The 23,326-nt window shown below is 51.1% G+C and carries 20 protein-coding genes; 18 read left to right on the top strand and 2 right to left on the bottom strand.

Features of this window, described 5'->3' with window-relative positions; all coding sequences use genetic code 11:
• The first annotated feature begins 1 nt into the window (after position 1).
• Positions 2-1,627: a peptide ABC transporter substrate-binding protein gene (locus tag BA6348_RS26360; RefSeq protein WP_007776885.1), complete on the top strand. Its 1,626-nt coding sequence runs from the start codon at positions 2-4 to the stop codon at positions 1,625-1,627.
• A gap of 533 nt (positions 1,628-2,160) precedes the next feature.
• Here BA6348_RS26360 and BA6348_RS26355 read toward each other — a convergent pair.
• Positions 2,161-3,306 (bottom strand): IS4 family transposase, encoded by a 1,146-nt coding sequence (locus tag BA6348_RS26355; protein WP_025845287.1) that lies wholly within the window; start codon positions 3,304-3,306, stop codon positions 2,161-2,163.
• Positions 3,307-3,513: 207 nt separating this feature from the next.
• Here BA6348_RS26355 and BA6348_RS26350 point away from each other — a divergent pair, with 207 nt between their 5' ends.
• From BA6348_RS26350 to pstB (BA6348_RS26305), 10 genes are all read left to right on the top strand, one after another.
• Positions 3,514-5,160: a peptide ABC transporter substrate-binding protein gene (locus tag BA6348_RS26350; RefSeq protein ID WP_005835494.1), complete on the top strand. Its 1,647-nt coding sequence runs from the start codon at positions 3,514-3,516 to the stop codon at positions 5,158-5,160.
• Between the two features lie 230 nt (positions 5,161-5,390).
• Positions 5,391-6,986 (top strand): peptide ABC transporter substrate-binding protein, encoded by a 1,596-nt coding sequence (locus BA6348_RS26345; RefSeq protein ID WP_122953394.1) that lies wholly within the window; start codon positions 5,391-5,393, stop codon positions 6,984-6,986.
• 142 nt (positions 6,987-7,128) lie between these two features.
• Positions 7,129-7,386, top strand: coding sequence for a hypothetical protein (locus tag BA6348_RS26340; protein WP_005835490.1), 258 nt, complete (start codon positions 7,129-7,131; stop codon positions 7,384-7,386).
• Positions 7,387-7,479: 93 nt separating this feature from the next.
• Complete coding sequence (locus BA6348_RS26335; protein WP_005835488.1) at positions 7,480-7,899, top strand: hypothetical protein; 420 nt, start codon at positions 7,480-7,482, stop codon at positions 7,897-7,899.
• 175 nt (positions 7,900-8,074) lie between these two features.
• Complete coding sequence (locus BA6348_RS26330; protein ID WP_005835486.1) at positions 8,075-9,712, top strand: N-acetylmuramoyl-L-alanine amidase family protein; 1,638 nt, start codon at positions 8,075-8,077, stop codon at positions 9,710-9,712.
• A 14-nt stretch (positions 9,713-9,726) separates the two neighbouring features.
• On the top strand, positions 9,727-10,275 hold the full coding sequence (locus BA6348_RS26325) for a GerMN domain-containing protein (protein WP_007776898.1): 549 nt from the start codon (positions 9,727-9,729) through the stop codon (positions 10,273-10,275).
• Positions 10,276-10,495: 220 nt separating this feature from the next.
• Complete coding sequence (locus BA6348_RS26320; protein ID WP_005835481.1) at positions 10,496-11,437, top strand: phosphate ABC transporter substrate-binding protein; 942 nt, start codon at positions 10,496-10,498, stop codon at positions 11,435-11,437.
• Positions 11,438-11,531: 94 nt separating this feature from the next.
• Entirely contained in the window at positions 11,532-12,479 is a 948-nt protein-coding gene (gene pstC, locus BA6348_RS26315) for a phosphate ABC transporter permease subunit PstC (protein WP_005835479.1), read from the top strand.
• A complete protein-coding gene (gene pstA, locus BA6348_RS26310; RefSeq protein ID WP_007776903.1) occupies positions 12,480-13,370 on the top strand; it encodes a phosphate ABC transporter permease PstA in 891 nt (296 codons plus the stop codon).
• A gap of 15 nt (positions 13,371-13,385) precedes the next feature.
• Positions 13,386-14,159, top strand: a complete 774-nt coding sequence (gene pstB / locus BA6348_RS26305; RefSeq protein WP_007776906.1) for a phosphate ABC transporter ATP-binding protein PstB — start codon at positions 13,386-13,388, stop codon at positions 14,157-14,159.
• A gap of 169 nt (positions 14,160-14,328) precedes the next feature.
• Here the strand turns inward: pstB (BA6348_RS26305) and BA6348_RS26300 are convergent, their stop codons facing one another.
• Entirely contained in the window at positions 14,329-16,356 is a 2,028-nt protein-coding gene (locus tag BA6348_RS26300; RefSeq protein WP_005834685.1) for a methyl-accepting chemotaxis protein, read from the bottom strand.
• Positions 16,357-16,566: 210 nt separating this feature from the next.
• On the opposite strand from BA6348_RS26300, the gene pstB (BA6348_RS26295) reads away from it, so the two are divergent.
• The 7 genes from pstB (BA6348_RS26295) to BA6348_RS26265 all read left to right on the top strand — a co-directional run bounded on the left by pstB (BA6348_RS26295) (position 16,567) and on the right by BA6348_RS26265 (position 23,289).
• Entirely contained in the window at positions 16,567-17,319 is a 753-nt protein-coding gene (pstB, locus tag BA6348_RS26295; protein WP_005834683.1) for a phosphate ABC transporter ATP-binding protein PstB, read from the top strand.
• Positions 17,320-17,395: 76 nt separating this feature from the next.
• Complete coding sequence (locus BA6348_RS26290; RefSeq protein WP_025845707.1) at positions 17,396-18,694, top strand: arsenic transporter; 1,299 nt, start codon at positions 17,396-17,398, stop codon at positions 18,692-18,694.
• A 108-nt stretch (positions 18,695-18,802) separates the two neighbouring features.
• Positions 18,803-19,195: a hypothetical protein gene (locus BA6348_RS26285; protein WP_005834680.1), complete on the top strand. Its 393-nt coding sequence runs from the start codon at positions 18,803-18,805 to the stop codon at positions 19,193-19,195.
• A gap of 6 nt (positions 19,196-19,201) precedes the next feature.
• A complete protein-coding gene (locus BA6348_RS26280; protein ID WP_025845705.1) occupies positions 19,202-19,801 on the top strand; it encodes a gluconate 2-dehydrogenase subunit 3 family protein in 600 nt (199 codons plus the stop codon).
• 49 nt (positions 19,802-19,850) lie between these two features.
• Positions 19,851-21,425, top strand: a complete 1,575-nt coding sequence (locus tag BA6348_RS26275; protein ID WP_026558267.1) for a GMC family oxidoreductase — start codon at positions 19,851-19,853, stop codon at positions 21,423-21,425.
• 95 nt (positions 21,426-21,520) lie between these two features.
• Positions 21,521-21,856, top strand: coding sequence for an ArsR/SmtB family transcription factor (locus BA6348_RS26270; protein ID WP_005836907.1), 336 nt, complete (start codon positions 21,521-21,523; stop codon positions 21,854-21,856).
• Positions 21,857-21,975: 119 nt separating this feature from the next.
• Entirely contained in the window at positions 21,976-23,289 is a 1,314-nt protein-coding gene (locus BA6348_RS26265) for an IS91 family transposase (RefSeq protein WP_081494728.1), read from the top strand.
• Positions 23,290-23,326 lie beyond the last annotated feature (37 nt).

Here is a 23,326-nt window from a genome sequence, read left to right as displayed (position 1 = left end):
AATGAAAAAAAGCGTATTTGCAGCGATGAGTTCCATCCTGGTTCTGAGTGCGGCGCTGGCTGGCTGTGGCGGCGGCGAGAAAGCAGGAGAGCAAGGAAATTCTGCTGGAAGTGAACAAACTAGCGGTCCAAAAGTTCTGCGCATGAACATGAAGAGTGAGCCGCCGACGGCTGACCCTGGCTTGGCTGAAGATTCCACATCCGGTGCTGTTTTGCGTGCGACTTTTGATGGTTTGACTCGTATCGGTGAAGATGGCAAACCGCATGAATCCGTAGCGGAAAAAATCGACGTTTCTGAAGATGGACTTACTTATACATTCCACCTGCGCGACAGCAAATGGAGCAACGGTGACCCGGTAACAGCGAAAGACTTTGAATACGCGTGGAAGCGAGCGCTCGATCCGAAGCTCGGCTCCACTTATGCTTACCAATTGTACTACCTGAAAAACGCTGAGGAGTACAACACCGGAAAAGCGAAAGCAGAAGATGTGGGCGTGAAAGCAACCGATGACAAAACATTGGTTGTTACGTTGAAAAACCCGACTCCGTTCTTCCTGGAGCTGACTGCTTTCTACACCTACTACCCGGTGAACCAAAAAGTGGTCGAATCCACACAAAACTGGGCGGGTGACGCCAAAACGCACGTAGGTAACGGTCCGTTCAAGATCGAGACTTGGGAGCATAAGAGCAAGCTCATTCTCGCGAAAAACGAAAACTACTGGGATAAAGATGCTGTAAAACTGGACAAGATCGACTTCTCCATGGTAGAGGATGAAAACACCGAGCTGTCCATGTTTGACAACGGCGACCTCGATTGGGCAGGTGCTCCTACAAGCGCACTCCCAACAGATGCAATCCCGGCACTGAAAGAGTCCGGCAAAATGCAAACCCGTGCGATTGCGGGTACGTACCTGTACAAATTCAACACGGAGAAACCGCCGTTCAACAACGCGAAAATCCGTAAAGCGTTCGCTTATGCGATTGACCGCAAAACGATCATCGACAACGTAACGCAAGCGAACCAGGAGCCGGCAATGGGTCTGGTACCTCCAACAATGGCTGTGGCAACTAGCCCGTACTTCAAGGACGGCGACGTGGAAACAGCGAAAAAACTGCTGGAGGAAGGGATGAAGGAAGAAGGCATCACCAAGCTGCCAACTCTGACTCTTTCCTATAATACGTCCGAAGGTCACAAGAAAATCGCGGAAGCTATCCAAGACCAATGGAAAAAAGCGCTCGGCGTAGAAGTGAAGCTGGAAAACAAAGAGTGGAAAGTATTCCTGGACGACCTGCACCAAGGCAAGTTCCAGATCGCTCGCTCTAGCTGGACTGGCGACTACAACGATCCGTACACCTTCCTGGATCTGTTCAAACTGAAAAAAGGCAGCAACAACGATACCAACTGGGAAAATCCCAAGTATCAAGAGCTGCTGAACCAATCCGCGGTGGAAAAAGACCCGGAAAAACGCAAACAAATCCTGGCGCAAGCGGAAGCGCTGCTCATGGACGAAATGCCAGCCGCGCCAATTTACTACTACACGCATTCCTATGTGAAGAGCGACAAAGTACAAGGCGTTGTGCTCGACGGTCTCGGCTTCGTAGACTGGAAATGGGCAGACATTAAATAAGAAAGCCAAGCGAACGATAAGAAGAAGGGCGAATAGCCCTTCTTTTTTTGGCGAAAAATAAAGCGCAAAGGATGGGAGATTCTTCATCTATCAACAAAATGGGGAGGAGAGCTGTTCGCAACTATAAATATTTTTAAAATTCAAACGAGGCGTGGGACAAGCCTCTCACTGACGCTGTCTCATGGTAATCTTGTGTGCAGCAAAGAAAAAGGTGGGGAGGTCCATGGAGAAAACCGCGATAAATCAACATTTTCAAGCTGTCTATACTAACGGGAATCATTTTCCATCGAGTTTTATCAATAAATTATTTTTTATAAATCATTAATCATCTTTATAAATAAATAAAAATTTATTAAATCATTCTAAAACATATCATTAGCGTTGCATAAAAAATGAATCCATCTATTGTCAAATTATTCTGAATGACATTTTCAACTTCACAACCAAAAACGAGAACAGCCAAGCAAAAGGTAGCCACTATCCATTTGGTAGTTTTATACATTTATTACAACATCGACAACAACAAACAACACTTACTTCCTTTTCTGTCGCCCTCTGGATGTTCGTTTGGATTGGTAATCCATTCTGCCTATCCATTGTTCAAAGGTCTGCCAGAGAAACACTTTGAGCCATCTACTGATTTGCAGCAGACTGTGCTGACTGTTTCTTTCCAGCTTTACAAGAAGCAACAAGCAGTAAGCAATGAGAGCGAGAAAAACTTGATTCCAGACCGCATTTTCACTTGTTCCATAGAACGTCTTGATCTTTGCGTGTTGTTTCATCCATTTGAAAAACAGTTCTATTTGCCAGCGCCAACGGTAGATGTCGCTCAATTCTTCTGCTTCTAAGTCGAACCGATTGGTGATGATTCGAATACGATTTCCTTTCGAATCATGCGTTTCAATCAGTCGTAACACATTATCCACCCGTTTTTGTGGCGTTCCAAGAAGGATCATGGAGTCAGATAAAACGGAGCTTTCTGGTGGTACTTTGAAAGTATACAAATGACGAGTTTCCGCGTTATCCTTGAGACGTGAAGCAAAAAAGATGCCCTGATCGGTATACTCATCGAACTTTTCATAATCCACGTACCCTCGATCAAAGACGTACATGGCTCCGATCTCATCAATCAGCGACTCCATTTGGGTGCGGTCATTGGATTTGGCACAAGTTAGGGAAATCTTTTCAGGATAGACATCCTCCTGGCTTGCGAAAACGAGACGAAGATGAATTTTGATTCCTGCCTTTGTTTCGCGAAAGGTTGCCCACTTATACTTTTGCAAACATAATCCAATTGTAGTGGAATCAATGATCTTTATGTGTTTTCGAAGAGAGCAGGCTTTTCCGGAAACGCGTTGAATTTGCTGGACAAGGTCGACAAAAACTTCTTCAAGCAAAGCAGGTTCTACCCGATTGTTTTTTCGACTAAGCTGTGCGGGGCTGATCGATGACAGTCCTAATTCTTGCTGAAATTTCTTTGATAGAACATCGTCAGCAATGGCTCGAAGCCCTTCGCGTTGCTGAAGTTGGGCATGTAAAAATAGGAGAAGATACGCTTTTGTCGTCAGCTTCTTCACGTACTTGTCTTGATCCGTTTCGTCAATTCGTTGTTGAAGTTTCATAATATTGATGGGTGCAACCCATTTACCAAATGAAGAAAATAGGGTATTCTTGTCCATGAGCTATCCTTTGCGTTGGATTTGGACAGGAACTACCTGACCTTTCCAGTGTAAAGGATTTTTTTGTTCCCTAGACAACCAAATACCAAAGATTATGTGTATTTTGAATGATGGGAAAAGATTAATGCAACGCTAGTGAAAACATATTTAAAAATAATATAAAAGCATGTATATTGAAAAAAGATTTAGAAAAGGGGGATTACTTGTATGAAAAAGAATGTTTTCGTAGCAATGAGTTCTATCCTCGTTCTTGGTGCGGCACTCGCAGGATGCGGCGGCGGCAACCAAGCAGCGCCAGCAGATAACAACGCAGCAGGCAATAAAACAGAAACCACTGCACCAGCAGCGGGACCAAAAGTACTGAAATTGAACCTGCACTCCGAGCCGCCAACAGCAGACCCAGGTATCGCGGAAGACACTACTTCCAGCACAATCATCACTGCTACCTTCGAAGGTCTGACTCGCGTAGGCAAAGACAACAAAGTGCATGAAGCAGCAGCAGAAAGCTATACCGTATCTGAAGACGGTAAAAAATATACATTCAAAATTCGCGATGCAAAATGGAGCAACGGCGATCCTGTAACAGCGAAAGACTTCGAATTCGCCTGGAAACGCGCGCTCGATCCGAAAACAGCTTCCAACTACGCTTACCAACTGTACTATGTGAAGGGTGCGGAAGCATTCAACAAAGGTACTGGTAAAGTAGAAGACGTTGGCGTAAAAGCGCTCGACGACAAAACACTGGAAGTGGAACTGACAAACCCAACTCCGTTCTTCCTGGAGCTGGTAGCGTTCAAAACATACTTCCCGGTTCACCAAAAAACAGTTGAAGCCAACGACAAATGGGCTACTGACGCGAAAACAATCGTGGGTAACGGTCCATTCAAAATGGAAACATGGGAACACAAGAGCAAACTGGTTGTCGTGAAAAACGAGAACTACTGGGATAAAGACAACGTAAAACTGGACAAAATCGAGTTCTCCATGGTAGAGGATGAGAACACTGAGCTGTCCATGTTTGAAAACGGCGAGCTGGATTGGGCAGGTGCTCCAACTTCCGCATTGCCAACTGACGCGATTCCTGCTCTGAAAGAGTCTGGAAAAATGACAACCCAACCAATCGCGGGTACTTACTTCTACCGCTTCAACACAGAAAAAGCGCCATTCAACAACGCGAAAATCCGTAAAGCGTTTGCTTACGCGATCGACCGTCAAAGCCTGATCGACAACATCCTCCAGGCAGGTCAGTTGCCAGCAACCGGTTATGTACCACCGAGCATGGCTCTGAACAAAGATGGCTACTTCAAGGACAAAGACCTCGAAACAGCGAAAAAATTGCTGGAAGAAGGTATGAAAGAAGCTGGCATCAGCAAGCTGCCAACTCTGACTCTGTCCTACAACACTTCCGAAGGTCACAAAAAGATCGCAGAAGCAATCCAAGACCAATGGAAGAAAAACCTCGGTGTAGACGTGAAGCTGGAAAACAAAGAGTGGAAAGTATACCTGGATGACGTACACCAAGGTAAATACCAAGTAGCTCGCGCTGGTTGGCTGGGTGACTTCAACGATCCGATCAACTTCCTGGAAATGTTCAAGGAAAAAGACGGCGGAAACAACGATACTCGTTGGGAAAATCCGAAGTACAAAGAGCTGCTGAACCAATCCGCTCTGGAAACAGATCCGGAAAAACGGAAAGCGATCCTGGCTGAAGCTGAGCAAATCCTGATGGATGAAATGCCAGTCATGCCAATCTACTTCTACACGCAATCTTGGGTGAAAAACGACAAGGTTGACGGCGTAATCATCGACGGTCTGGGTGCTGTTGACTACAAATACGCTGACATCAAACAATAATAGAAGCAAAGCAACCGATTTAAGGAAGAGGGGCGTTTTTGACGCTTCTCTTCTTTTTTGTTTGAAAAGCGGGTGTTGATCGGGGCTGAAAATTCTCACCCGAAAAGGGGCGAACCATTTTTTTCCTAGTCGAGTTGCATCAAAACTAACTAAAAGAAAAAACATCCAAAAATCCCTTTTTCTTGTATACTGATGATAGAAGTGTATACAAAAAAACGAGGTGCTTGATCGTGAAAAAGAATGTCGTTGCAGTCGCAGGTGCGATGCTGATTCTCGGCGGGAGCTTGGCAGGGTATGCGGATGCCGGGCAAGCGGCGGAGCCAAAAGCAAAAGTATTAAGAATGAACATGCATTCCAATCCCCCAACCGTAGATCCGGGCATTGCTGAAGATTCAACGTCCGGCACAATAAGCAGGGCAATCTTCGAAGGGTTGACTCGTTTGGGCAAAGACGGAAAAGTACATGTAGCAGCGGCAGAAAGCTATACCGTTTCGGCTGACGGCAAAACTTATACGTTCAAAATTCGCCCTGCCAAATGGAGCAATGGCGATCCGGTCACCGCCTATGACTTCGAATACGCCTGGAAACGTGCGCTAAGCCCCAGGACAGCATCGAATTACGCCTACCAGCTCTACTATTTAAAAGGAGCGGAAGCGTATAACAAGGGAACCGGGACGGCGAGTGACGTTGGTGTCAAAGCCGTCGACGCCAAAACATTGGTTGTGGAACTGACGAATCCGACCCCGTTTTTCACGGAGTTGACGGCTTTTTACACCTATTATCCTGTTAACAAAAAAGTCGTGGAAGCCGACAAGGAATGGGCAAGCAATCCCAAGACGATAGTAGGGAACGGTCCGTTTCAAATCGAGACATGGAAGCCCAAGCACCAGCTCGTTCTGACGAAAAACCAGAACTACTGGGACAAACAAAATGTAAAATTGGACAAGATTGATTTTTCTATGATTGATGACGGGTATGTAGAGCTGGAGATGTTTCGCAACGGCGATCTGGATTGGGCAGGCGCCCCTTTGTCTGAAGTCCCCATGGATTTCGAGCTTTCCTGGAAGTCGCCTGCGCTGTTTCATACGCAAGCGATCGCGGGCACTTACTTCTACCGCTTCAACACAGAGCAAGCGCCTTTTCACAATGCCAAAATCCGCAAAGCTTTTGCTTATGCACTGGATCGTCAAGCTTTGGTGGAGACCATGTTGGCCAACCACCTTCCCGCGACAGGTTTTGTGCCGCCGAGCATGGCTGTTGCATCTGGTGGCTACTTTACAGACAATCACACAGAAGAGGCCAAAAAGCTGCTTCAGGAGGGCATGAAGGAAGCGGGAATCGCAAAACTTCCTCCCATCACCGTCTCCTATAACACGTCGATGGGCCATAAAGCGATTGCTGAAGAAATCAGGGACCAGTGGAAGAAAAAGCTCGGGGTAGACGTGAAGCTGGAAAACAAAGAGTGGAAAGTATACATAGAGGACGTACACCAGGGGAAATACCAGATTGCGCGTGCGGGTTGGCTAGCCGACTTCAACGATCCGATCAACTTTTTGGAAATGTTCAAGGACAAAAACGGCGGAAACAACGACACGGGCTGGGAACACCCCAAATACAAAGAGCTCTTGAACCAATCCGCTTTGGAGCAGGACCCGGAAAAACGGAAGGCGATTTTGGCCAAGGCCGAGCAAATTTTAATGGACGAAATGCCGATTATGCCGATCTACTACTATGCCCAGAGCTGGCTGCAAAGCGAGAAAGTCGACGGCGCGATTTTGGACGGGCTCGGCATGATCGACTTCAAGTACGTCGATATCAAGCCTTAATCTTATATAGAGGAAATGATTCAAAGAAGAGGGGTGCCGCTGCCCTTCTTCTTTTTTTCTCCCGCATGGACAAATGACCAATCCATTGTGCTCCTGGCTACATAGAGTAAAAAGGAACAAACTGCAACCAGGGGGGATCGCTGTGGATATTGGCAAACTGCTCAGTATTGTAAGGTCAATTCCCAAGGATAAGCTGAAGACGGATGCAGGCTTGAAGGAAGTCATCCGCGATTTGGGCAAAAAAGCCGGTAAAAACTTCACGGATAAGGAACTGAACGGATATGTGGCGCAGTTTCGGCATATGTCCAAGACAGAAAACGTCGGCAGCCTGCTGAACAAGCTTTCCAAAAAAGGCGTCAACGCCAAAGACATCGACAGCCTGAAAAAGCGCTTTAAATAAAGGGGGGCTTACCAGGAGGGAGGTGGGATTATCGCTGCCAAAACGAGAAAGAAAAAGAAACAGGCCGGTGCCCAGGGGCAACTGATAGAGACGATGAACAAGCTGGCGGATGCGCACAATGTGAGCAATGCTCAGGTGATGCGCGAGATGAGCCAGATGAAGCAAGAACTGCAGGACATGAAGGATACGCTCGGAAGGCTGAAGGCCGCTCCCAATCAGGGGCCGCGGCGCAGCATTCTGTTTGGACCGCGCCGGCGTCCGATTCCCGTGCAGTCCGTCCCTGAGAAAGCAAAGCCTGCGATTTCCATTGAGGATTTGCTGCCATTGCTGCCGCATTTGAGCGGGGCTATCCCGCAACTGAAAAATCCGAAGGTGGCCGATTCCATCAAAGTGCTGTCCAATCCGGCCGTCCTGTCGATGATTCAACAGTTTATCGCCAACGGCGGCTTGAACATGCTGAAAGCGCCTGTAGAAGAAGTGAGCAGACGAGAACGGCGCGGGTTGTTTCGCTAATCGACAACTTTCTTGGTTTTCTGGACTGCTTCTTTGTCAAAAAGGAGCAGTCTTTTGTCTTTTTGGTACGAAAAGACTATAAACTTTACAGATGTTGACGCGTCTAATAGAATGGTGAACGTTGCACAATGGTCTAACGCCACACAACAGAACAGACATCACGGAGGAGGTCAGGATGAAAAGACGATTTTACCCTCTGCTTCTGGCGCTGCTGGTCCTGCTGCTTATCCCCGGTTGGGCGGCTGCGGCAAGTAGTGCAACTGAGGAAGCCGTCAACCTGATGATCGGTGGACAAGCAGTGACCCCGGACGTGCCACCAGTCATCAAGAGCGGGCGGACATTGGTTCCCGTGCGTGTCATCGCAGAAGGTTTGGGCGCGGATGTCGCCTGGAACGAAGCGAAGCGGACAGCGGTGATTACACGGGGTACGACGCAGCTTTCCCTCACATTGGACTCGCGCACAGCGCTATTGAACGGCAAGCAGGTAAAGCTGGATACGCCGCCTGTCATCTCCCAGCAGCGCATGCTGCTCCCTCTGCGGTTTGTCGGGGAATCGCTCGGGATCACTGTAGGGTGGGACAACAGCTCCCGCACCGTCATTGCTAACGAAACGCCACAGGTTACGCTGAACGGCCGTGCTCCTGAAAAAGCGATCAAGCTGTATCAAGTGTCGGACACCATGTACGTGTCTGCCGATGCGGTCGCGGAGCAGGTCGGACAAAAAGGCTTTGTATGGAATCGCCCGGAACGCGGCATGACGATCGACAGTCAACTGGTTCTTCCAATTGAGCAAGTAGAGGACGAGCTAGGCGGTTCGATCACTTGGAACAAGAAAAAGAATCTGCTTGAAATCGAAAGACTCAATCGGCTGACAGGTGTTACAAAGGATGGGGATCGCGTACATATTGAGATGAAGCTGCCCGTGCAGGCCAATTCTTTTGTGCTCACAGGCCCCCATCGCATCGTGCTGGACCTCCCGCAAACCGCTTTGGCGGACGATTTGGTGGAAGAGTTGAAAAAGAACGAAGAAAACGGCAGTATCGGAGAGTCAGAGGAGCGCAAGCAAGCAGCTTCTTCCGGCGAAGAGGACGAGCAGTCAGCAGCCAGCGAGCCAAAAGAAGAGCCGCTGATCGCAAGCCTGCGGTACAGCCAGTACAGTGCTTCGCCAGAGACCGTGCGTGTCGTGATTGAGCTGAACCAGAAGAGCGAGTATAATCTGGCCTATACAAAAGACGGCATTGAAGTGAAGCTGACGCCCAAGCCTAAGAAAACAGGCTACCTGATCGTAGTCGACGCGGGTCATGGCGGAAAAGACCCAGGTGCATTGGGCGTGGCGGGCAACCACGAGAAAGACTACACGCTGGCTGTCGCCAACAAAGTAGTCGCTTTGCTGAAGCAATATCCGGAGTTTCAAGTAGTGCCTGTGCGCACGACAGATGTGTTCTACGAGCTGTCCGAGCGTGTGGCAATCGCGAATGAGCTGGAGGCGGACCTGTTCTTGTCCATTCACGCCAACTCGTTCCCGAAACCGACGACAGGCGGTACGGAAACCTTCTATTACAATGCAAACAGCAAGACGTTTGCGCAATTGGTGCACAAGCACCTACAAGGAGCAACGCAGTTCCCGGATCGGGGAGTCAAGGCGAGCGGCTTTTACGTTATCAAGAACACGAAAATGCCAGCCGTGTTGACAGAGACAGGTTTCCTGTCCAATCCGCAAGAAAATGCGCTGCTGACCTCGCCTGCATTCCAGGACAAAATCGCGAAAGCCCTCGTTGCGGCTATCCGTGAATACTATCAGTCTTATCAGTAAGGGAGGCTTTCACGATGAAAAAAAGTCGGATGATCTGGGTGGCGGCTTTGGCTGTGCTGCTAATGGCTGGTTGCGGACAAAATGCGGCTCCTGCACCGCAGCCTACGGCACCTGTTGAACAGCCATCTGGCACGAACACTGACCCATCGACAGCAGAGCCGACACTCAACAAACAGGTCGTTACCGTCTACTATTCCGACGGCGACCTGATGGAGCTGCAAAAAGAGGAACAAGAAATCACTTTTGCAGAAGACATCGAAAAGTACAAGAAAACCCTCTCGCTTTTGGAGAAGCCGACAAAAGCAGAAGAGCACTTTCCGCTCTGGAAAGACTTCCGATACCATGACATCACTTTTGCGGATGGCACGTTGACGATTGATGCCGACAGCAAAAACCAGTACAACCTCGGCTCAAGCGGCGAAGGGATGGCGCTGGACGCGCTGAAGAAAACCTTTTTTCAGTTCCCGGAAGTAAAGCAAATCGTCTTCCTGGAAGATGGCAAAAAAGTCGAATCGTTGATGGGCCATGTCGATGTATCGGAGCCATTGACGCGCGACAACTAAACAGGCAATCGCCGAGTGAAGGCGGCACAACCTGGTAGCATCCAGGCTGTGCCGCCTTTTTGCTGTTTCGTCAAGCGGCTTGTTTTCGTTTTATACAGGGTTGGCTCCATCTTTAAAAAAGCTTAACAATCGCATCACAATCCTACAACATTCGACCTGTATAGTTTGTACTTGTAAGAGAGAAAAACAAACCGAACCTGTTAAGGAGGATTTTCATCCAATGAAAAAACTCAGCAAAATGTTTATGGCGCTGACATTTGTAGGGGCACTGCTCGCCGGATGTGGCAGCAACAGTGCGGCTCCATCGCAACAACAACCAGCGCAGCAACAACCAGCTACCCCGGCTCCGGAAAGCAACTCTGGTTCGACTACAACAACATCCGGTGAACCGATCACAGCAGTTGGTTCCACCGCTTTGCAGCCTCTGGTCGAGCAAACGGCCAAAGACTTTATGGCGAAAAATCAAGGTGTACAAATTCAAGTACAAGGCGGGGGAAGCGGAACAGGGCTGAGCCAGGTAGCAAGCGGCGCAGCAACAATCGGTAACTCCGACATTTTCGCAGAAGAGAAAAAAGGCATTCCGGCAAACGAACTGGTTGACCATAAAGTAGCCGTTGTCGGAATGGCAGCAGCGGTTAGCCCGCAAGTAAAAGTAGACAACCTGACCAAGCAACAACTGATCGACATCTTCACTGGCAAAATCACCAACTGGAAAGAAGTTGGCGGCGATGACATGAAAATCACGCTGGTGAACCGTCCGAAGTCTTCCGGTACTCGTGCAACATTCAGCAAATTCGCACTGGACGGAAAAGAAGAAGCAGAAGGCATCACAGAGGATTCCTCCGGTACTGTTCGCAAAATCATTGCCGAAACACCGGGCGCAATCGGCTACCTGGCTCTGTCCTACTTCAATGACTCCGTAAAAGCATTGAAACTGGATGGCGTGGAAGCAAACGCAGAAAACATCGCAACGAACAAATACCCAGTGTGGGCATACGAGCACATGTACACAAAAGGCGAGCCTACTGGTAACGCAAAAGCGTTCCTGGATTACATCCTGTCTGAAGAAGTGCAAAAGAAAACGATTGTCGATCTGGGCTTCCTGCCAATCACAGACATGAAAGTAGAACGCGACGCTGAAGGAAAAGTAACACAAAAATAAGACACTCACGGGTCAACAGCAAAATAGAGGGGTGGAGGGGCCTTACCCCTCATTTTGCTTGCGCGAAAGCCGTTTTCTTTCTAGGAGGGAGAACATGAACCATCGTATTGAAGGGGTAGAGACAAATCGCCAATCGCTGATTGCGCGAAAAATGCTGACATATAACAAACGTCAATTTACAGAGAACATGACGGGCCGAACGATTGCCATGGTCTGTGCGGCCTTGCTGGTCATCGTCGTTTTGTCGATTACGTACTTCATCGCTTCAAAAGGGCTGTCCACCTTTTTTGTCGACGGCGTCAGTATCAGCGAATTTTTAACACAGGTGAAATGGGACCCGGAGGGCGAGCCTGCACTCTACGGTGTGTTCCCGTTCATTCTCGGATCGTTTTTGGTGACGGCTTTGGCTGCGTTGATCGCGGCACCGCTCGGGATCGGGGCGGCTATTTTCATGACGGAAATTTTTCCGGGCTTCGGCAAAAAAGTGTTGAAGCCGGTGATCGAGCTTTTGGTTGGCATTCCATCCGTTGTGTACGGATATGTTGGTCTTACTCTTCTGGTTCCTTTTATTCGCGAACAATTTGACGTTCTTGGTTTCAGTCTTTTGGCAGGGGGGCTTGTGCTTGCCCTGATGATCCTGCCTACGATCACCAGCGTGGCGACAGACGCCATTGAAGCCGTACCGCAAGATTTGCGCAACGCTTCTCTCGCTTTGGGAGCCACACGCTGGCAGACGATCTGGAATGTGGTGCTGCATTCTTCGCTTCCCGGCTGCCTGACCGCGGTTGTATTGGGGATGGCTCGCGCTTTTGGCGAAGCGCTCGCCGTACAGATGGTCATCGGGAACACGACGAAGCTTCCGGGCAGTCTCTTGGACCCGATCAGCACGCTGACCAGCGGCATCACGCTGAACATGGGGAATACGATTCAGGGAACCCCGTACAACAATGCACTCTGGTCCATGGCGCTTCTGCTGCTTCTGATGTCGTTCGTCTTCATTATGATCTTGCGCTTTTTGGGCAGAAAGAGGCTGGTGAAGTAGATGAGAGCGAGACTGATGGACCGCGTTGCTACGATCGTTTTGACGTTGATTGCCGCTTTGATTATCGGCACGCTCATTGGCTTGCTCGGCTTCATTTTGACGCAAGGCTGGCACAAGCTGAACCTGGACTTTTTGACCTCGCCGCCAGATATCGTCAATGCAGGGGGCGGGATTGGTCCGCAGTTGTTCAACTCGTTTTATTTGCTGGTCTTGACCATGCTGATCGCCTTGCCGATTGGAATCGGAGCAGGTATTTATATGGCTGAATACGCGCCGGATAACAAGTTTACGCAGTTTATCCGCATGAGTATAGAAGTGCTTTCTTCTTTGCCGTCCATTGTCGTTGGTTTGTTTGGCTTGCTCGTCTTCGTAAACATGACAGGCTGGGGCTATACGCTTTTCTCCGGTGCCCTCGCGCTGACCGTCTTCAACCTGCCGCTGCTCGTGCGCGTGACAGAGGATGCGTTGCGCAACGTGCCGCGCAGCCAAAAAGAAGCGAGCCTGGCGCTTGGCATCACCAAATGGCGGACAATTGTCTCCGTCATTCTTCCGGCGGCTTTGCCTGGGATCATTACGGGGGCGATTCTCGCTTCCGGACGCGTCTTCGGGGAAGCGGCTGCCTTGCTGTTTACCGCAGGGATGTCTTCACCGAACCTGAACTTTGCTGATTTCTCGCTGAACAGCCCGACTTCGCCGCTGAATCCGTTCCGCCCGGCCGAAACGCTGGCTGTGCATATCTGGAAAGTAAACAGCGAAGGGCTGACGCCGGATGCGCGCGACGTGGCGGATGGCGCTGCCGCTGTGCTGATTATTGCCGTGCTGCTCTTTAACGTCTCGGCCCGCTGGTTCGGGACGTGGGTGTACAAAAAGATGACGTCAGGTTCCAACTAAGGAGAGGTGATAGCGATGTCCGTACTCACCATGCAAGATACGATTATTCAGACGAACAATGTCTCGGTTTACTACGGGGATAAGCAAGCGGTCAAAAATATTTCGATGGACATTGAACGCAACTCGGTGACGGCCTTTATCGGGCCGTCCGGCTGCGGGAAGTCCACGCTTTTGCGCAGCCTGAACCGGATGAACGATCTCGTGCCTTCCTGCCGCGTCACAGGCTCCATCGTCGTCGACGGCATTGACATCAACAGCCAGCAGGTCAACATCGAGAGCTTGCGGCAAATCGTCGGAATGGTGTTTCAGCGCGCCAATCCGTTTTTTAAATCGATTTATGAAAATATCGCCTTCGCTCCGCGCTTTCACGGAATGACAGACCGCCGCGAGCTGGATGAGCTGGTCGAGACGAGCTTGCGCAAAGCGGCGTTGTGGGACGAGGTAAAAGACCGTCTGCGCGACTCTGCGCTCTCCCTGTCAGGAGGACAGCAGCAGCGCCTGTGCATCGCCCGCGCCATTGCCATGCAGCCGACGATTTTGCTTCTGGATGAGCCGGCTTCCGCGCTCGACCCGATCTCGACGATGAAAATTGAAGAGCTGGTCACGCAGCTAAAGGAAGAGTACACGATCGTGATCGTGACGCACAATCTGCACCAGGCGGCCCGCATCTCGGACAAAACGGCATTCTTTTTGCTCGGGGAGCTGATCGAGATGGACGAGACCGCAAAAATTTTCACCTCGCCGGAAAACGATAAGACCGAAGCGTATATTAGCGGCCGTTTTGGCTGAACCGCACAAAAAAATGCCTTCCTTGCGCCTGACGCGCAAACGGAGGGCTTTTTGCATGGTGCAACGCAGTCTGGAATGGGTGTGCTATAGCGCCGTGCAGCTTGCCGGGGCCGACGTTTTCTCCTACCTGTTTCTCTACAGATGTGCAATCGTACAAGAAAAAAGCCTTCTATGCAGAAGGCTTTTCCACTGCCCGGAAGAAGTGGATTTCCTGCTCCAAATCTTCCACGATGCCCGCCAGCCGCTCGGAATCGTGCAGGAACTGCTCCGAGAGGGAGAGGCTTTCCTGGTTGGCCGCGACCGCTTGCTGTGTGCCCGAGACGACTTCCTGGGCGGATTCCGCCAGGCTGTCCACGCGGCGGGAGATGATCTGGCTTTGGCTTGCGATGGATTCGGCCAGATGTCTGATCGTTTCAAACTGCGCGGTGAGCGCTTCGCTGATGGCGAAGGTTTGCTGGAAAATATCCGTTGCCTGATGCAGCGTCGAAATGCCGTTGACCGTGGCGTGATCGGTCGTTTCCAGACATGCGGCCACCCGTTCCATCCGGTTTTCCCCTGAAGCGATGACTTGTTGAATGCGGGCCGTCGCTTCTTCTGTCTGTTCAGACAGGAGGCGAATTTCGTCCGCGACGATCCCGAAGCCGAGTCCCGCCTGGCCGGCTCGTGATGCTTCGATGCGGGCGTTGAAAGACAGCAGCTTCGTTCGTTGGGAGATCGAGGAGATCCAGCCGAGAATCTCGCGGATGTCGTCCATGCTCTCGCGCATCGAGCCCATCGCCTGGAGGGAGGCTTTCATGTCTGTCGATATTTTTTGCATGTTGTCCTTCAGCAAATCAATCGAGGTAGCCGCTTTGGCGCTCTGCTCCCGCGACTTTTCGTTTTGCCTGACCGCTGTTTCCATCGACTGTGTAATGCGTGTCATTTCTGCTGTAATTCCGGCCATCGTGGCGTGGATGTCGTCGATTTGCACCTGCTGGTTGTCCATTTCTTGCGCCAGCCGCTCGGTGACGGAGACGACCTCTGTCTGCATGGCGTGAGAGTGTCGCGAGCCTTTGCCCACATGCTCGGCCACCTGTTTGACGTCGGCGATCACGTGCTGGATTTTGCCGATGATGGTGCGGATTTGCCCGCTCATCCGATTGAAGCTGTCGGCGAGCTGGCGGATTTCGTCGTTGGTCTGGACGTGCATCGTCTGAAACAGGTCGCCTTCGCTGAACGCCGTCATTTTTTGCTGCACCTCTTTGACGGGCTTGATAATCTTGCGGACGTACAAGTAGAGCAGCAATGCCAACGAGCCTAATCCGACGAGGGAGACCGCGAGTATCGTCAACTGCAGGCGGCGCACCTCCTGTTTGACCTCGGATACGGACTGCACGACGATCATGCCCCATTTGAGCGCCGGGTCGAATTTGTAGGCGGCAAAGGCGTCCATGCCGTTTATATGAAACGATTCAAAGCCGGAATTGCCCGCAATGACATTGGCGACGACAGGCAGCTCGGTCAGGAGCGGGCGCTGCAGGGCGTAGGCTTTATCCGGGTGAGCGAGCAGCTTCCCTTGCTGGTCGACAATCATGGCGTATCCGGTTTGCCCCAGCTTGATCTGTCCGATTGATTCACTGAGCTTCGGCACGGAGACGAAGGCCACGACGACGCCGACAGGCTCTTCCTCCTCGTTGCGCAAAGCCATGGAGACAGCGATCTTCGGAAATTCCGTGGCGGAAAACTGAAAGACGTCCGAGACGAATGCGTTTGGCTTGTCCCAGGCGCCTTTGTACCAGTCGGCTGTTCGCGGATCGTAGGAGCTGTCCAGCGGCGAGCCGGGGAAGGTCAAATACCGCCCGTCTGCTGTCACGACTTGTATTTCGGAAATGGTTGGATTGTTGTTCACCATGTCGGTAAAAATGCCGAAGCTTTGACTGTTCGTGACCTTGCTGTTTTTGTACGTGGAAGCATAGGAAGCCAAGGCGGTGATGATGGACTGGACGCGGCTGTTCACTTCCTGCAAGGCGGCACTCGATGCATCGTGGAGCTGCTGCTTTGTCTTTTCGTTGAGCGTGCTCTCGGATTGATAACTGATAAAAAAAGCGGCGATCGCCATCATGCTGACAACCATGGTCAGAATCCCGAAAAATAATCTGGTGAAAATCGAACGGTACTGAAACGACGTGTTGCCCAATGTTCGTATTTTTCTCGGCATTACATGCTCTCCCCTTATTCGACAAAACGTTCAGCTTTATTGTAGGGGGTACTATGGGGAGCGTATATGGTTTGTCAGAAACATTTACCATAACTTTACCTGGCTTTAAAACTTTAAGGAAACTTAATATACTTCACATCAAAGCATAACATTCGCACGCTATAGTGGTTGGGAAGACAGATGCTACAACCGCGAAGGAGCGAAGGACGCATGAGTGTTATTTCGGTGAGAGAGTTAAATCTCTTCTACGGTAACAAACAAGCCCTCTACAATATAAATCTCGATGTTGAGCCGAATTCCATTACCGCGCTGATCGGGCCGTCCGGTTGCGGGAAGTCCACGTTTTTGCGAACGCTGAACCGGATGAACGACTCGGTGCCAAATACGAAAATCACCGGCGTGGTAAAAGTGTTCGATGAAGACATTTACAGTTCCAGCGTGGAAGTCGAGCGCTTGCGCAAAAATATCGGGATGGTGTTCCAACACCCGAATCCGTTCCCGAAAAGCATCTACGACAATGTCACGTACGGACCGCGCCTGCATGGCCTGATGGATCGCCACAAGCTCGACGAGATCGTGGAGACAAGCCTCAAGGCCGCAGCGCTGTGGGACGAGGTGAAAGACGTGTTGAAAAAGCCCGCAACCGGGCTGTCCGGCGGGCAGCAGCAACGGCTCTGTATCGCCCGGGCGCTCGCTGTTCAGCCGCAGGTGATTTTGATGGATGAACCGACATCCGCTCTCGACCCGATCTCCACAGCCAAAATCGAGGAGTTGCTGGAGGAGCTGAAAGACACGTACACGATTGTCATCGTTACGCACAACATGCAGCAGGCGGCGCGCATCTCCGACAAAACGGCGTTTTTCCTCAACGGAGAGCTTGTCGAGTTTGACCAGACGCCAACGATTTTCCAAAATCCCCGGGACAAACGGACAGAAGACTACATTACTGGCCGTTTCGGATAACAACTGTTTGTAGTAAGGTAGAGGAGCGGCCCGCTTGCGGGTTCGCTCTTTTTTGCATGGAGGGGAGACATAGCAGGTGGTCTGGATTTCCTTGTTCATTTTTATCGTCACGTTGACGCTGGTCATCTGGCAGCCAAGAGGCTTGTCGATCGGCTATCCCGCCGTCGGGGGAGCGGTGCTGGCGCTGTTGACGGGCGTGGTGTCTCTCGACGATGTGGCCGAAGTGACCTCGATCGTTTGGAACGCCACGTTTGCGCTGGTCGGCATCATCATCATTTCGCTACTGCTGGACGAGATCGGCTTTTTTGAATGGGCGGCCTTGCACATGGCCCGTTTGGCAAAAGGAAATGGCCGGCTGATGTTCGCCTACGTCATTTTGCTCGGGACATTGGTGTCGGCCCTGTTCACCAATGACGGCACGGCGCTGATTCTGACTCCGATTGTGCTCGCGCAGGTTCGGGCACTCAAGCTGGACGGGGGTGCGGTTGTGGCGTTTGTCATGGCCAGCGGCTTTATCGCGGACACCAGCTCGTTGCCGTTTGTCGTCAGCAACCTCGTCAACATCGTATCCGCCGACTATTTTGACATCGGCTTTGCCGAGTACGCGGTGCGGATGGTTTTGCCTACCTTGTTTTCCGTAGCAGGGAGTTTGTTGGTTTTATTCCTTTATTATCGCAAAAGCATCCCGCATTACGTGGATTTGTCCCAACTGAAGCAACCCGGTGAAGCCATTCGTGATGCAAGACTGTTCCGCCTGGCGTGGCCGATCCTCGCTGTGCTTTTGCTCGGCTTTTTCATTAGCGAGTCCATCCATGTCCCGGTGTCGTTTATCATTGCTTCCGCCGCCCTCGTCTTCTGTCTTGCCGCCCGAAAAAGCAAGGCGATTGCCATGGGCCGAATCATGCAGGAGGCGCCGTGGGTCGTCGTCATTTTTTCTATCGGGATGTATGTCGTGGTCTGGGGCTTGCACAATGCGAGGCTGACCGATCTGGTAAAAGCGGCGCTCGATACGCTGATGGAGTACGGTTTGCTTGCGACGACGCTCGGGACGGGGCTGATTGCCGCTGTCTTGTCTTCGGCGATGAACAACCTGCCTACCGTGATGTTCAATGCATTGGCGATTGGCAGCACGCAGGCGGAAGGCGTCTTTCGCGAAGCGATGATCTACGCCAACATCATCGGAAGCGATTTGGGGCCGAAAATTACGCCGATTGGCTCGCTCGCCACGCTGCTCTGGCTGCACGTGCTGGGGCGCAAAGCGGTCAAAATCACCTGGGGGCAATACTTTCGGACGGGGATCGTGCTGACGGTACCGACCTTGCTGATCGCTTTGCTCGGGCTGTACCTGACGCTTGTTTTGGGAAACGAGCAATGACAAAAGCTTGCTGATGCAACAGCTCAGCAGGCTTTTTCTTTTTGCCGGAATAAGAGAGGCGGTCAGGGGAAAAATAGGCGCAACGTGCGTAAAAAGGAGGATGTTTCCATGTGGCAGAGCTGGCCGATAGAGCGTGTGCTCATTTTGTTTACGGGACTGGCGTTTGTCTTGATTGCCGTGCAGGTCACCCTTTTTCATTCCAGGCAAAACTTCCGCCATTGGGCGATGTGGGTGCCTGTCATTGAGCTGCCTATTTTTGCGGTGACGGCGATTGTTTTATCGTTCGTAAATGCGGGATGGCTGCGCGTAGTGTTTGCCTTGATGATGTTCGTCGGGATGGGCGGCGGCGTGTACGGGGCTTACTTGCATGCTGCCGGAGTCAGACAGCGGGTAGGAGGCTTTTCGCAATCGCAAAACTTCCTCGTCGGCCCGCCCGTCATTTTGCCTCTGCTCATTACTGCCATCGCGGCTTTGGGGCTTCTTGCCCTTTTCTGGGGGTGAAGATAGATGGCCAAGCATAGACGTTATCCTTCCTATGACGTGTGGGAGCAGCATCAAAACTGGGACGTTCACACGAGACAAGTCGTTGGAGCCAGAAAAATGCCGCAGGTTGCCCATCGGTACTTGCAGCAGGCGGAAGCTTTGCTGTTGCAGGCAATCGTAAGCGTCCTCGTCGACGACCATCGGCTGGAGGTGCTGACCTTTGTTGTCGCGCACCTGGACGATTCGCTGGCGAGCGCGATCGGGGAGGCGCAGCGCAAGGTCGGGGTTCCGCCGAAAAAAGAGCTGTACCGTCTGGGACTGGCAGGGGTGGAGGCGGAGAGCCACGCCGGGTACGGGACGGAATTTGGCGCGCTTTCTGCCGCAGAACAGCAGGAGGTGCTGAGGCAAATCTCCACGGGCAACGTCAAGGATACAGAGGCATGGAGCCAGGTCGCTCCCGTCGATTTTTTCAAAAAGCTGCTGCATGACACAGTGCAGGCGTATTACTCGCATCCGCTCGTCTGGTCAGATATCGGCTACGGCGGGCCTGCTTATCCCCGCGGTTATGTGCGTGTGGAAAAAGGATTGACGGACCCATGGGAGGCGAGGGCAAATGGCGAATAAAGAGCAGGAGCAGCGCGCAGGCGATAGCCAGGAACGCGGTACACGGCAGATGGAAAACAGGAAATACGCCGACGGAGCGGATGTATGCATCGTCGGAGCGGGAGCCGCAGGAGGCGTGCTGGCATATGAGCTGGCAAAAGCTGGCTTGCGCGTCGTCGTGCTGGAGGCAGGGCCTTTTTGGGACCCGCAGCGCGACTTTGCCAGCGACGAACTGGAGATGCAGCGTCTGGCCTGGCAGGAGACGAGGCTGGTAGCGGGAAACGATCCTCTGCGCCTCGGGCACAACAACTCCGGCCGGGGAGTCGGCGGAGGAACGGTGCATTTTACCGGGGTGTTTTTGCGGTTTCACGAGAGCGATTTTATGACGAAAACGATAGATGGCGTAGGGGAAGACTGGCCGATCACGTACCGCGATTTGGCCCCGTACTACGACAAGATCGAGCGGGAAATTGCCGTTTCTGGCCCGAGCCATTTTCCTTGGGGCGCTTTTCAGGGACCCTACCCTTACCCGGTCCGCGAGCCGATCAGCGCGAATGCGCAGTTGTTCCGGGAAGGCTGCGACAAGCTCGGGATCGAGAGTGTGGTCGCTCCGCTGGCGATTTTGTCGGCTCCGTTCGACGGACGTCCGCCCTGTATCAACCGCGGCTTTTGCAACCAGGGATGCATGCCCAACGCCAAATACAGCGGCCTGATCCACCATATTCCGAAGGCCATTGCGGAAGGGGCCGAGGTGCTGTCAGACTGTATGGTCACGGAAATTCTCATGGCTGGCGACCGGGTCAGCGGCGTGTTGTTCTCGCACAACGGGCTGATGCATCGGCAAATGGCGCGGGTCGTCATCCTCGCCGGCTTTGTCGTGGAGACGCCCAGGCTGCTGTTCAATTCCGCGACCTCGCGCTTTCCCGACGGGCTGGCCAACTCCAGCGGCTGGGTAGGCAAGGCGATCATGCCGCATTCCAGCCATGACGTCTACGGCCGCCTCCCGGAAGAAGTGCGCCTGTACAAAGGGACGCCAGTGCTTGCCCTGACCCAGCATTTTTACGAGACAGACCGGGAACGCGGCTTTGCCAGAGGGTACACCTTGAGCGCACACGGGGCAAGACCTGTTTCCATGGCGGGGGCAATTGCGACGGAGCGGGAAGACCAGACCTTTTTATGGGGAAAACAACTGCGGGAAACGATGCTCGACTACAACATGTACGGGCGAATCACGCTTGTCGGCGAAGTTTTGCCTCACCCTGACAATGCCGTCACGCTCAGCGGGGAAAAAGACGAGTACGGAATGCCGGTGCCCAAGGTCACTTTCAGCTATCAGGAAAACGATCGCAAACTCTATCAGCATGCGATCGGCCAAATGAACCGGATCATGGAAGCCATGGGCGGCAAGCCGGAGCACGTCGTCTCCGATACCGCGCATTTGATGGGTGGCTGCCGGATGGGGAACGACCCTGCGCAATCGGTTGTGAATGAATTTGGGCAGTCGCACGACATTCCCAATCTTTTCATAGCGGGCGCTTCCACGTTCGTGACATCGGGTGGCAGCAACCCGACAAATACAGTAATGGCGCTGGCTGCGCGCACCGCAGACAAGCTGGTCGAAGCGATGCGGCAACGCGATGTTTAAGAAGTGTTCAAGGAACTTTTACGTTCATATCTTCCCCATCTTATAAGCCATATAGTATACTGGGAAACAGATATGCAAGGCAAAGGTGGGTTCGTATGGAAACGGATTTGATGCAGGTTTTGTTTTTGTCCGAGGTTTATAAGCTGCTTGGTGACAAGACGCGCTTGACGATCATGGCTCTTTTGCAAGTACAATCGTTATGTGTCCGTGATCTCGTGGAGATTCTGCAAACTTCCCAACCCTCTGTTTCCCAGCACTTAGCTAAGCTAAAGACACATGGTTTGGTCAAAGAGCGTCGCAAGGGACCATGGGTATTTTACTCCGTTAATACAGAATGCTCTCCTGCAGTCAAGCAAATCTTGTCACACTTGCCGGATATGTCACCGATTGTCAAACAAAAATCAGCCGAGAGTGAACCTTCCTTCGGCTGATCGGTCGTAGGAAGCGTTGGATCAGTTAAGATCCAACGCTTTTTTTAAACGGATAAGAAAGTATAAATTTTGAGGAAGGGGAGTACCCATCCTTGTTAAGTTATTTGTAAAATAGAGTCATGGAGACAAACATTCTTAGAGAAATTTTCTTTGATGAGAATCAACATTGGGATCGGTTTGAAAAGAAGCATGGTAGAAAAATACGACCCATTGTCCGAAAAGAAGTGGAGAAATTTCGTAACTGTGGCAATCCAAAGAATGGGTTTAAGCTATTTGTATGTGAAGGGTGTCATGATGTTAGACGGGTACCGTATCGATGTAAGGGGAGGTTCTGCACAACTTGCTCTGTTGGGGAAACCGAGGAATGGAGTCGGTTGCTCGAACACGAAGTATTTCAAGTCAATCATCGCCATATTATCCTAACGATCGATGAAGGCTTACGGGACGTGTTCCTCAAACATCGCAAGCTGTTAAAGGAGTTTATGGACGAAGGCGCGCGATTTATCCGAGAATACTTTGAAAAGAAACATAAAGTAAATCCAGGCATTATCGTAGGCTTGCATACATTTGGATCACGTATTAACTTTAATCCGCATCTACATTTGTTGGTCACAATGGGAGGGATGAAGCAGAACGGTGAATGGAAAACCTACGACTTCCTTCCGTTCGAGATGCTTCGAAAGCAGTGGCAAACCATTGTATTAAAGCTCATTAGACGTCTTCTGACAGAAGAGGAAAAAAAGGAAGTACAGCGCCTTCTACAAAAGGCCTACTCCGCTAACGGGGAAGGCTTCTATGTGCATGCTCCGAAACAAAAAGGGAACATAAAAGCGCAGTTGGCTTATATTGGCCGATATATTCGTCGACCCGCCATCGCTCTTGGCCGGATTGAGGAATATGACGGCCAATTTGTGACGTTTCGGTATAAGGATAAAACGGATGGGCAGGAAAAAACAGAAACCGTAACAGTAGAAGAATTTATTGCTCGCCTCATCAGACATATTCCGGACGAACAATTTAAAACGATTCGTTATTATGGTGTGTATGCCCGAAGAGTGAAAAACCTTTGTAAAAAGGTTCTTTCAGCGTGGCAAAAAACTGTGAAAAGGTGGATCGTAAAAGCAAAGCATGTACTTCGTCGAAGAACATGGCGAGAGAAGATGATAAATTATGCAGGGAAAGACCCTATGGTTTGCCCAAAGTGTGAGTGCTACTATGAATACAAGGGAGAAGCCTGCCTAAAAGATGGACAACTTACGGTCGCCTTTGCTGTTTGCGATCTATCTCGGCGTTGTCTGGAAAGGATGATTGAAGATCTCACAGGTGTCAAAAAAGAAAAAGGCAAAGAAAAATCACAAAGCATTACTCGACAGTTTCCGAAGGAAACAAGAGAGGAACGAAGTCGTCAAATATGTTTGTTTGACGTGTCATGAAACAGAGGATGTACCTCTAAGTGTTGTTCGTGATTTT

Source organism: Brevibacillus agri, from assembly GCF_004117055.1.
Classification (GTDB): Bacteria; Bacillota; Bacilli; order Brevibacillales; family Brevibacillaceae; genus Brevibacillus; species Brevibacillus agri.
Note: the sequence above shows the minus strand (reverse complement) of the source record. Positions and strands in the feature narration are given on the sequence as shown.

What these genes read in the sequence shown, in the direction of transcription:
- pstA (WP_007776903.1), top strand. Translation starts at nt 12,480, where the DNA reads ATGAGAGCGAGACTGATGGACCGCGTTGCTACGATCGTTTTGACGTTG.
- BA6348_RS26275 (WP_026558267.1), top strand. Translation starts at nt 19,851, where the DNA reads ATGGAAAACAGGAAATACGCCGACGGAGCGGATGTATGCATCGTCGGA.
- BA6348_RS26265 (WP_081494728.1), top strand. Translation starts at nt 21,976, where the DNA reads ATGGAGACAAACATTCTTAGAGAAATTTTCTTTGATGAGAATCAACAT.
- pstB (WP_007776906.1), top strand. Translation starts at nt 13,386, where the DNA reads ATGTCCGTACTCACCATGCAAGATACGATTATTCAGACGAACAATGTC.
- pstB (WP_005834683.1), top strand. Translation starts at nt 16,567, where the DNA reads ATGAGTGTTATTTCGGTGAGAGAGTTAAATCTCTTCTACGGTAACAAA.
- BA6348_RS26285 (WP_005834680.1), top strand. Translation starts at nt 18,803, where the DNA reads ATGTGGCAGAGCTGGCCGATAGAGCGTGTGCTCATTTTGTTTACGGGA.
- BA6348_RS26320 (WP_005835481.1), top strand. Translation starts at nt 10,496, where the DNA reads ATGAAAAAACTCAGCAAAATGTTTATGGCGCTGACATTTGTAGGGGCA.
- BA6348_RS26300 (WP_005834685.1), bottom strand. Translation starts at nt 16,356, where the DNA reads ATGCCGAGAAAAATACGAACATTGGGCAACACGTCGTTTCAGTACCGT.
- BA6348_RS26350 (WP_005835494.1), top strand. Translation starts at nt 3,514, where the DNA reads ATGAAAAAGAATGTTTTCGTAGCAATGAGTTCTATCCTCGTTCTTGGT.
- BA6348_RS26270 (WP_005836907.1), top strand. Translation starts at nt 21,521, where the DNA reads ATGGAAACGGATTTGATGCAGGTTTTGTTTTTGTCCGAGGTTTATAAG.
- BA6348_RS26335 (WP_005835488.1), top strand. Translation starts at nt 7,480, where the DNA reads ATGAACAAGCTGGCGGATGCGCACAATGTGAGCAATGCTCAGGTGATG.
- BA6348_RS26360 (WP_007776885.1), top strand. Translation starts at nt 2, where the DNA reads ATGAAAAAAAGCGTATTTGCAGCGATGAGTTCCATCCTGGTTCTGAGT.
- BA6348_RS26330 (WP_005835486.1), top strand. Translation starts at nt 8,075, where the DNA reads ATGAAAAGACGATTTTACCCTCTGCTTCTGGCGCTGCTGGTCCTGCTG.
- pstC (WP_005835479.1), top strand. Translation starts at nt 11,532, where the DNA reads ATGAACCATCGTATTGAAGGGGTAGAGACAAATCGCCAATCGCTGATT.
- BA6348_RS26325 (WP_007776898.1), top strand. Translation starts at nt 9,727, where the DNA reads ATGAAAAAAAGTCGGATGATCTGGGTGGCGGCTTTGGCTGTGCTGCTA.
- BA6348_RS26280 (WP_025845705.1), top strand. Translation starts at nt 19,202, where the DNA reads ATGGCCAAGCATAGACGTTATCCTTCCTATGACGTGTGGGAGCAGCAT.
- BA6348_RS26355 (WP_025845287.1), bottom strand. Translation starts at nt 3,306, where the DNA reads ATGGACAAGAATACCCTATTTTCTTCATTTGGTAAATGGGTTGCACCC.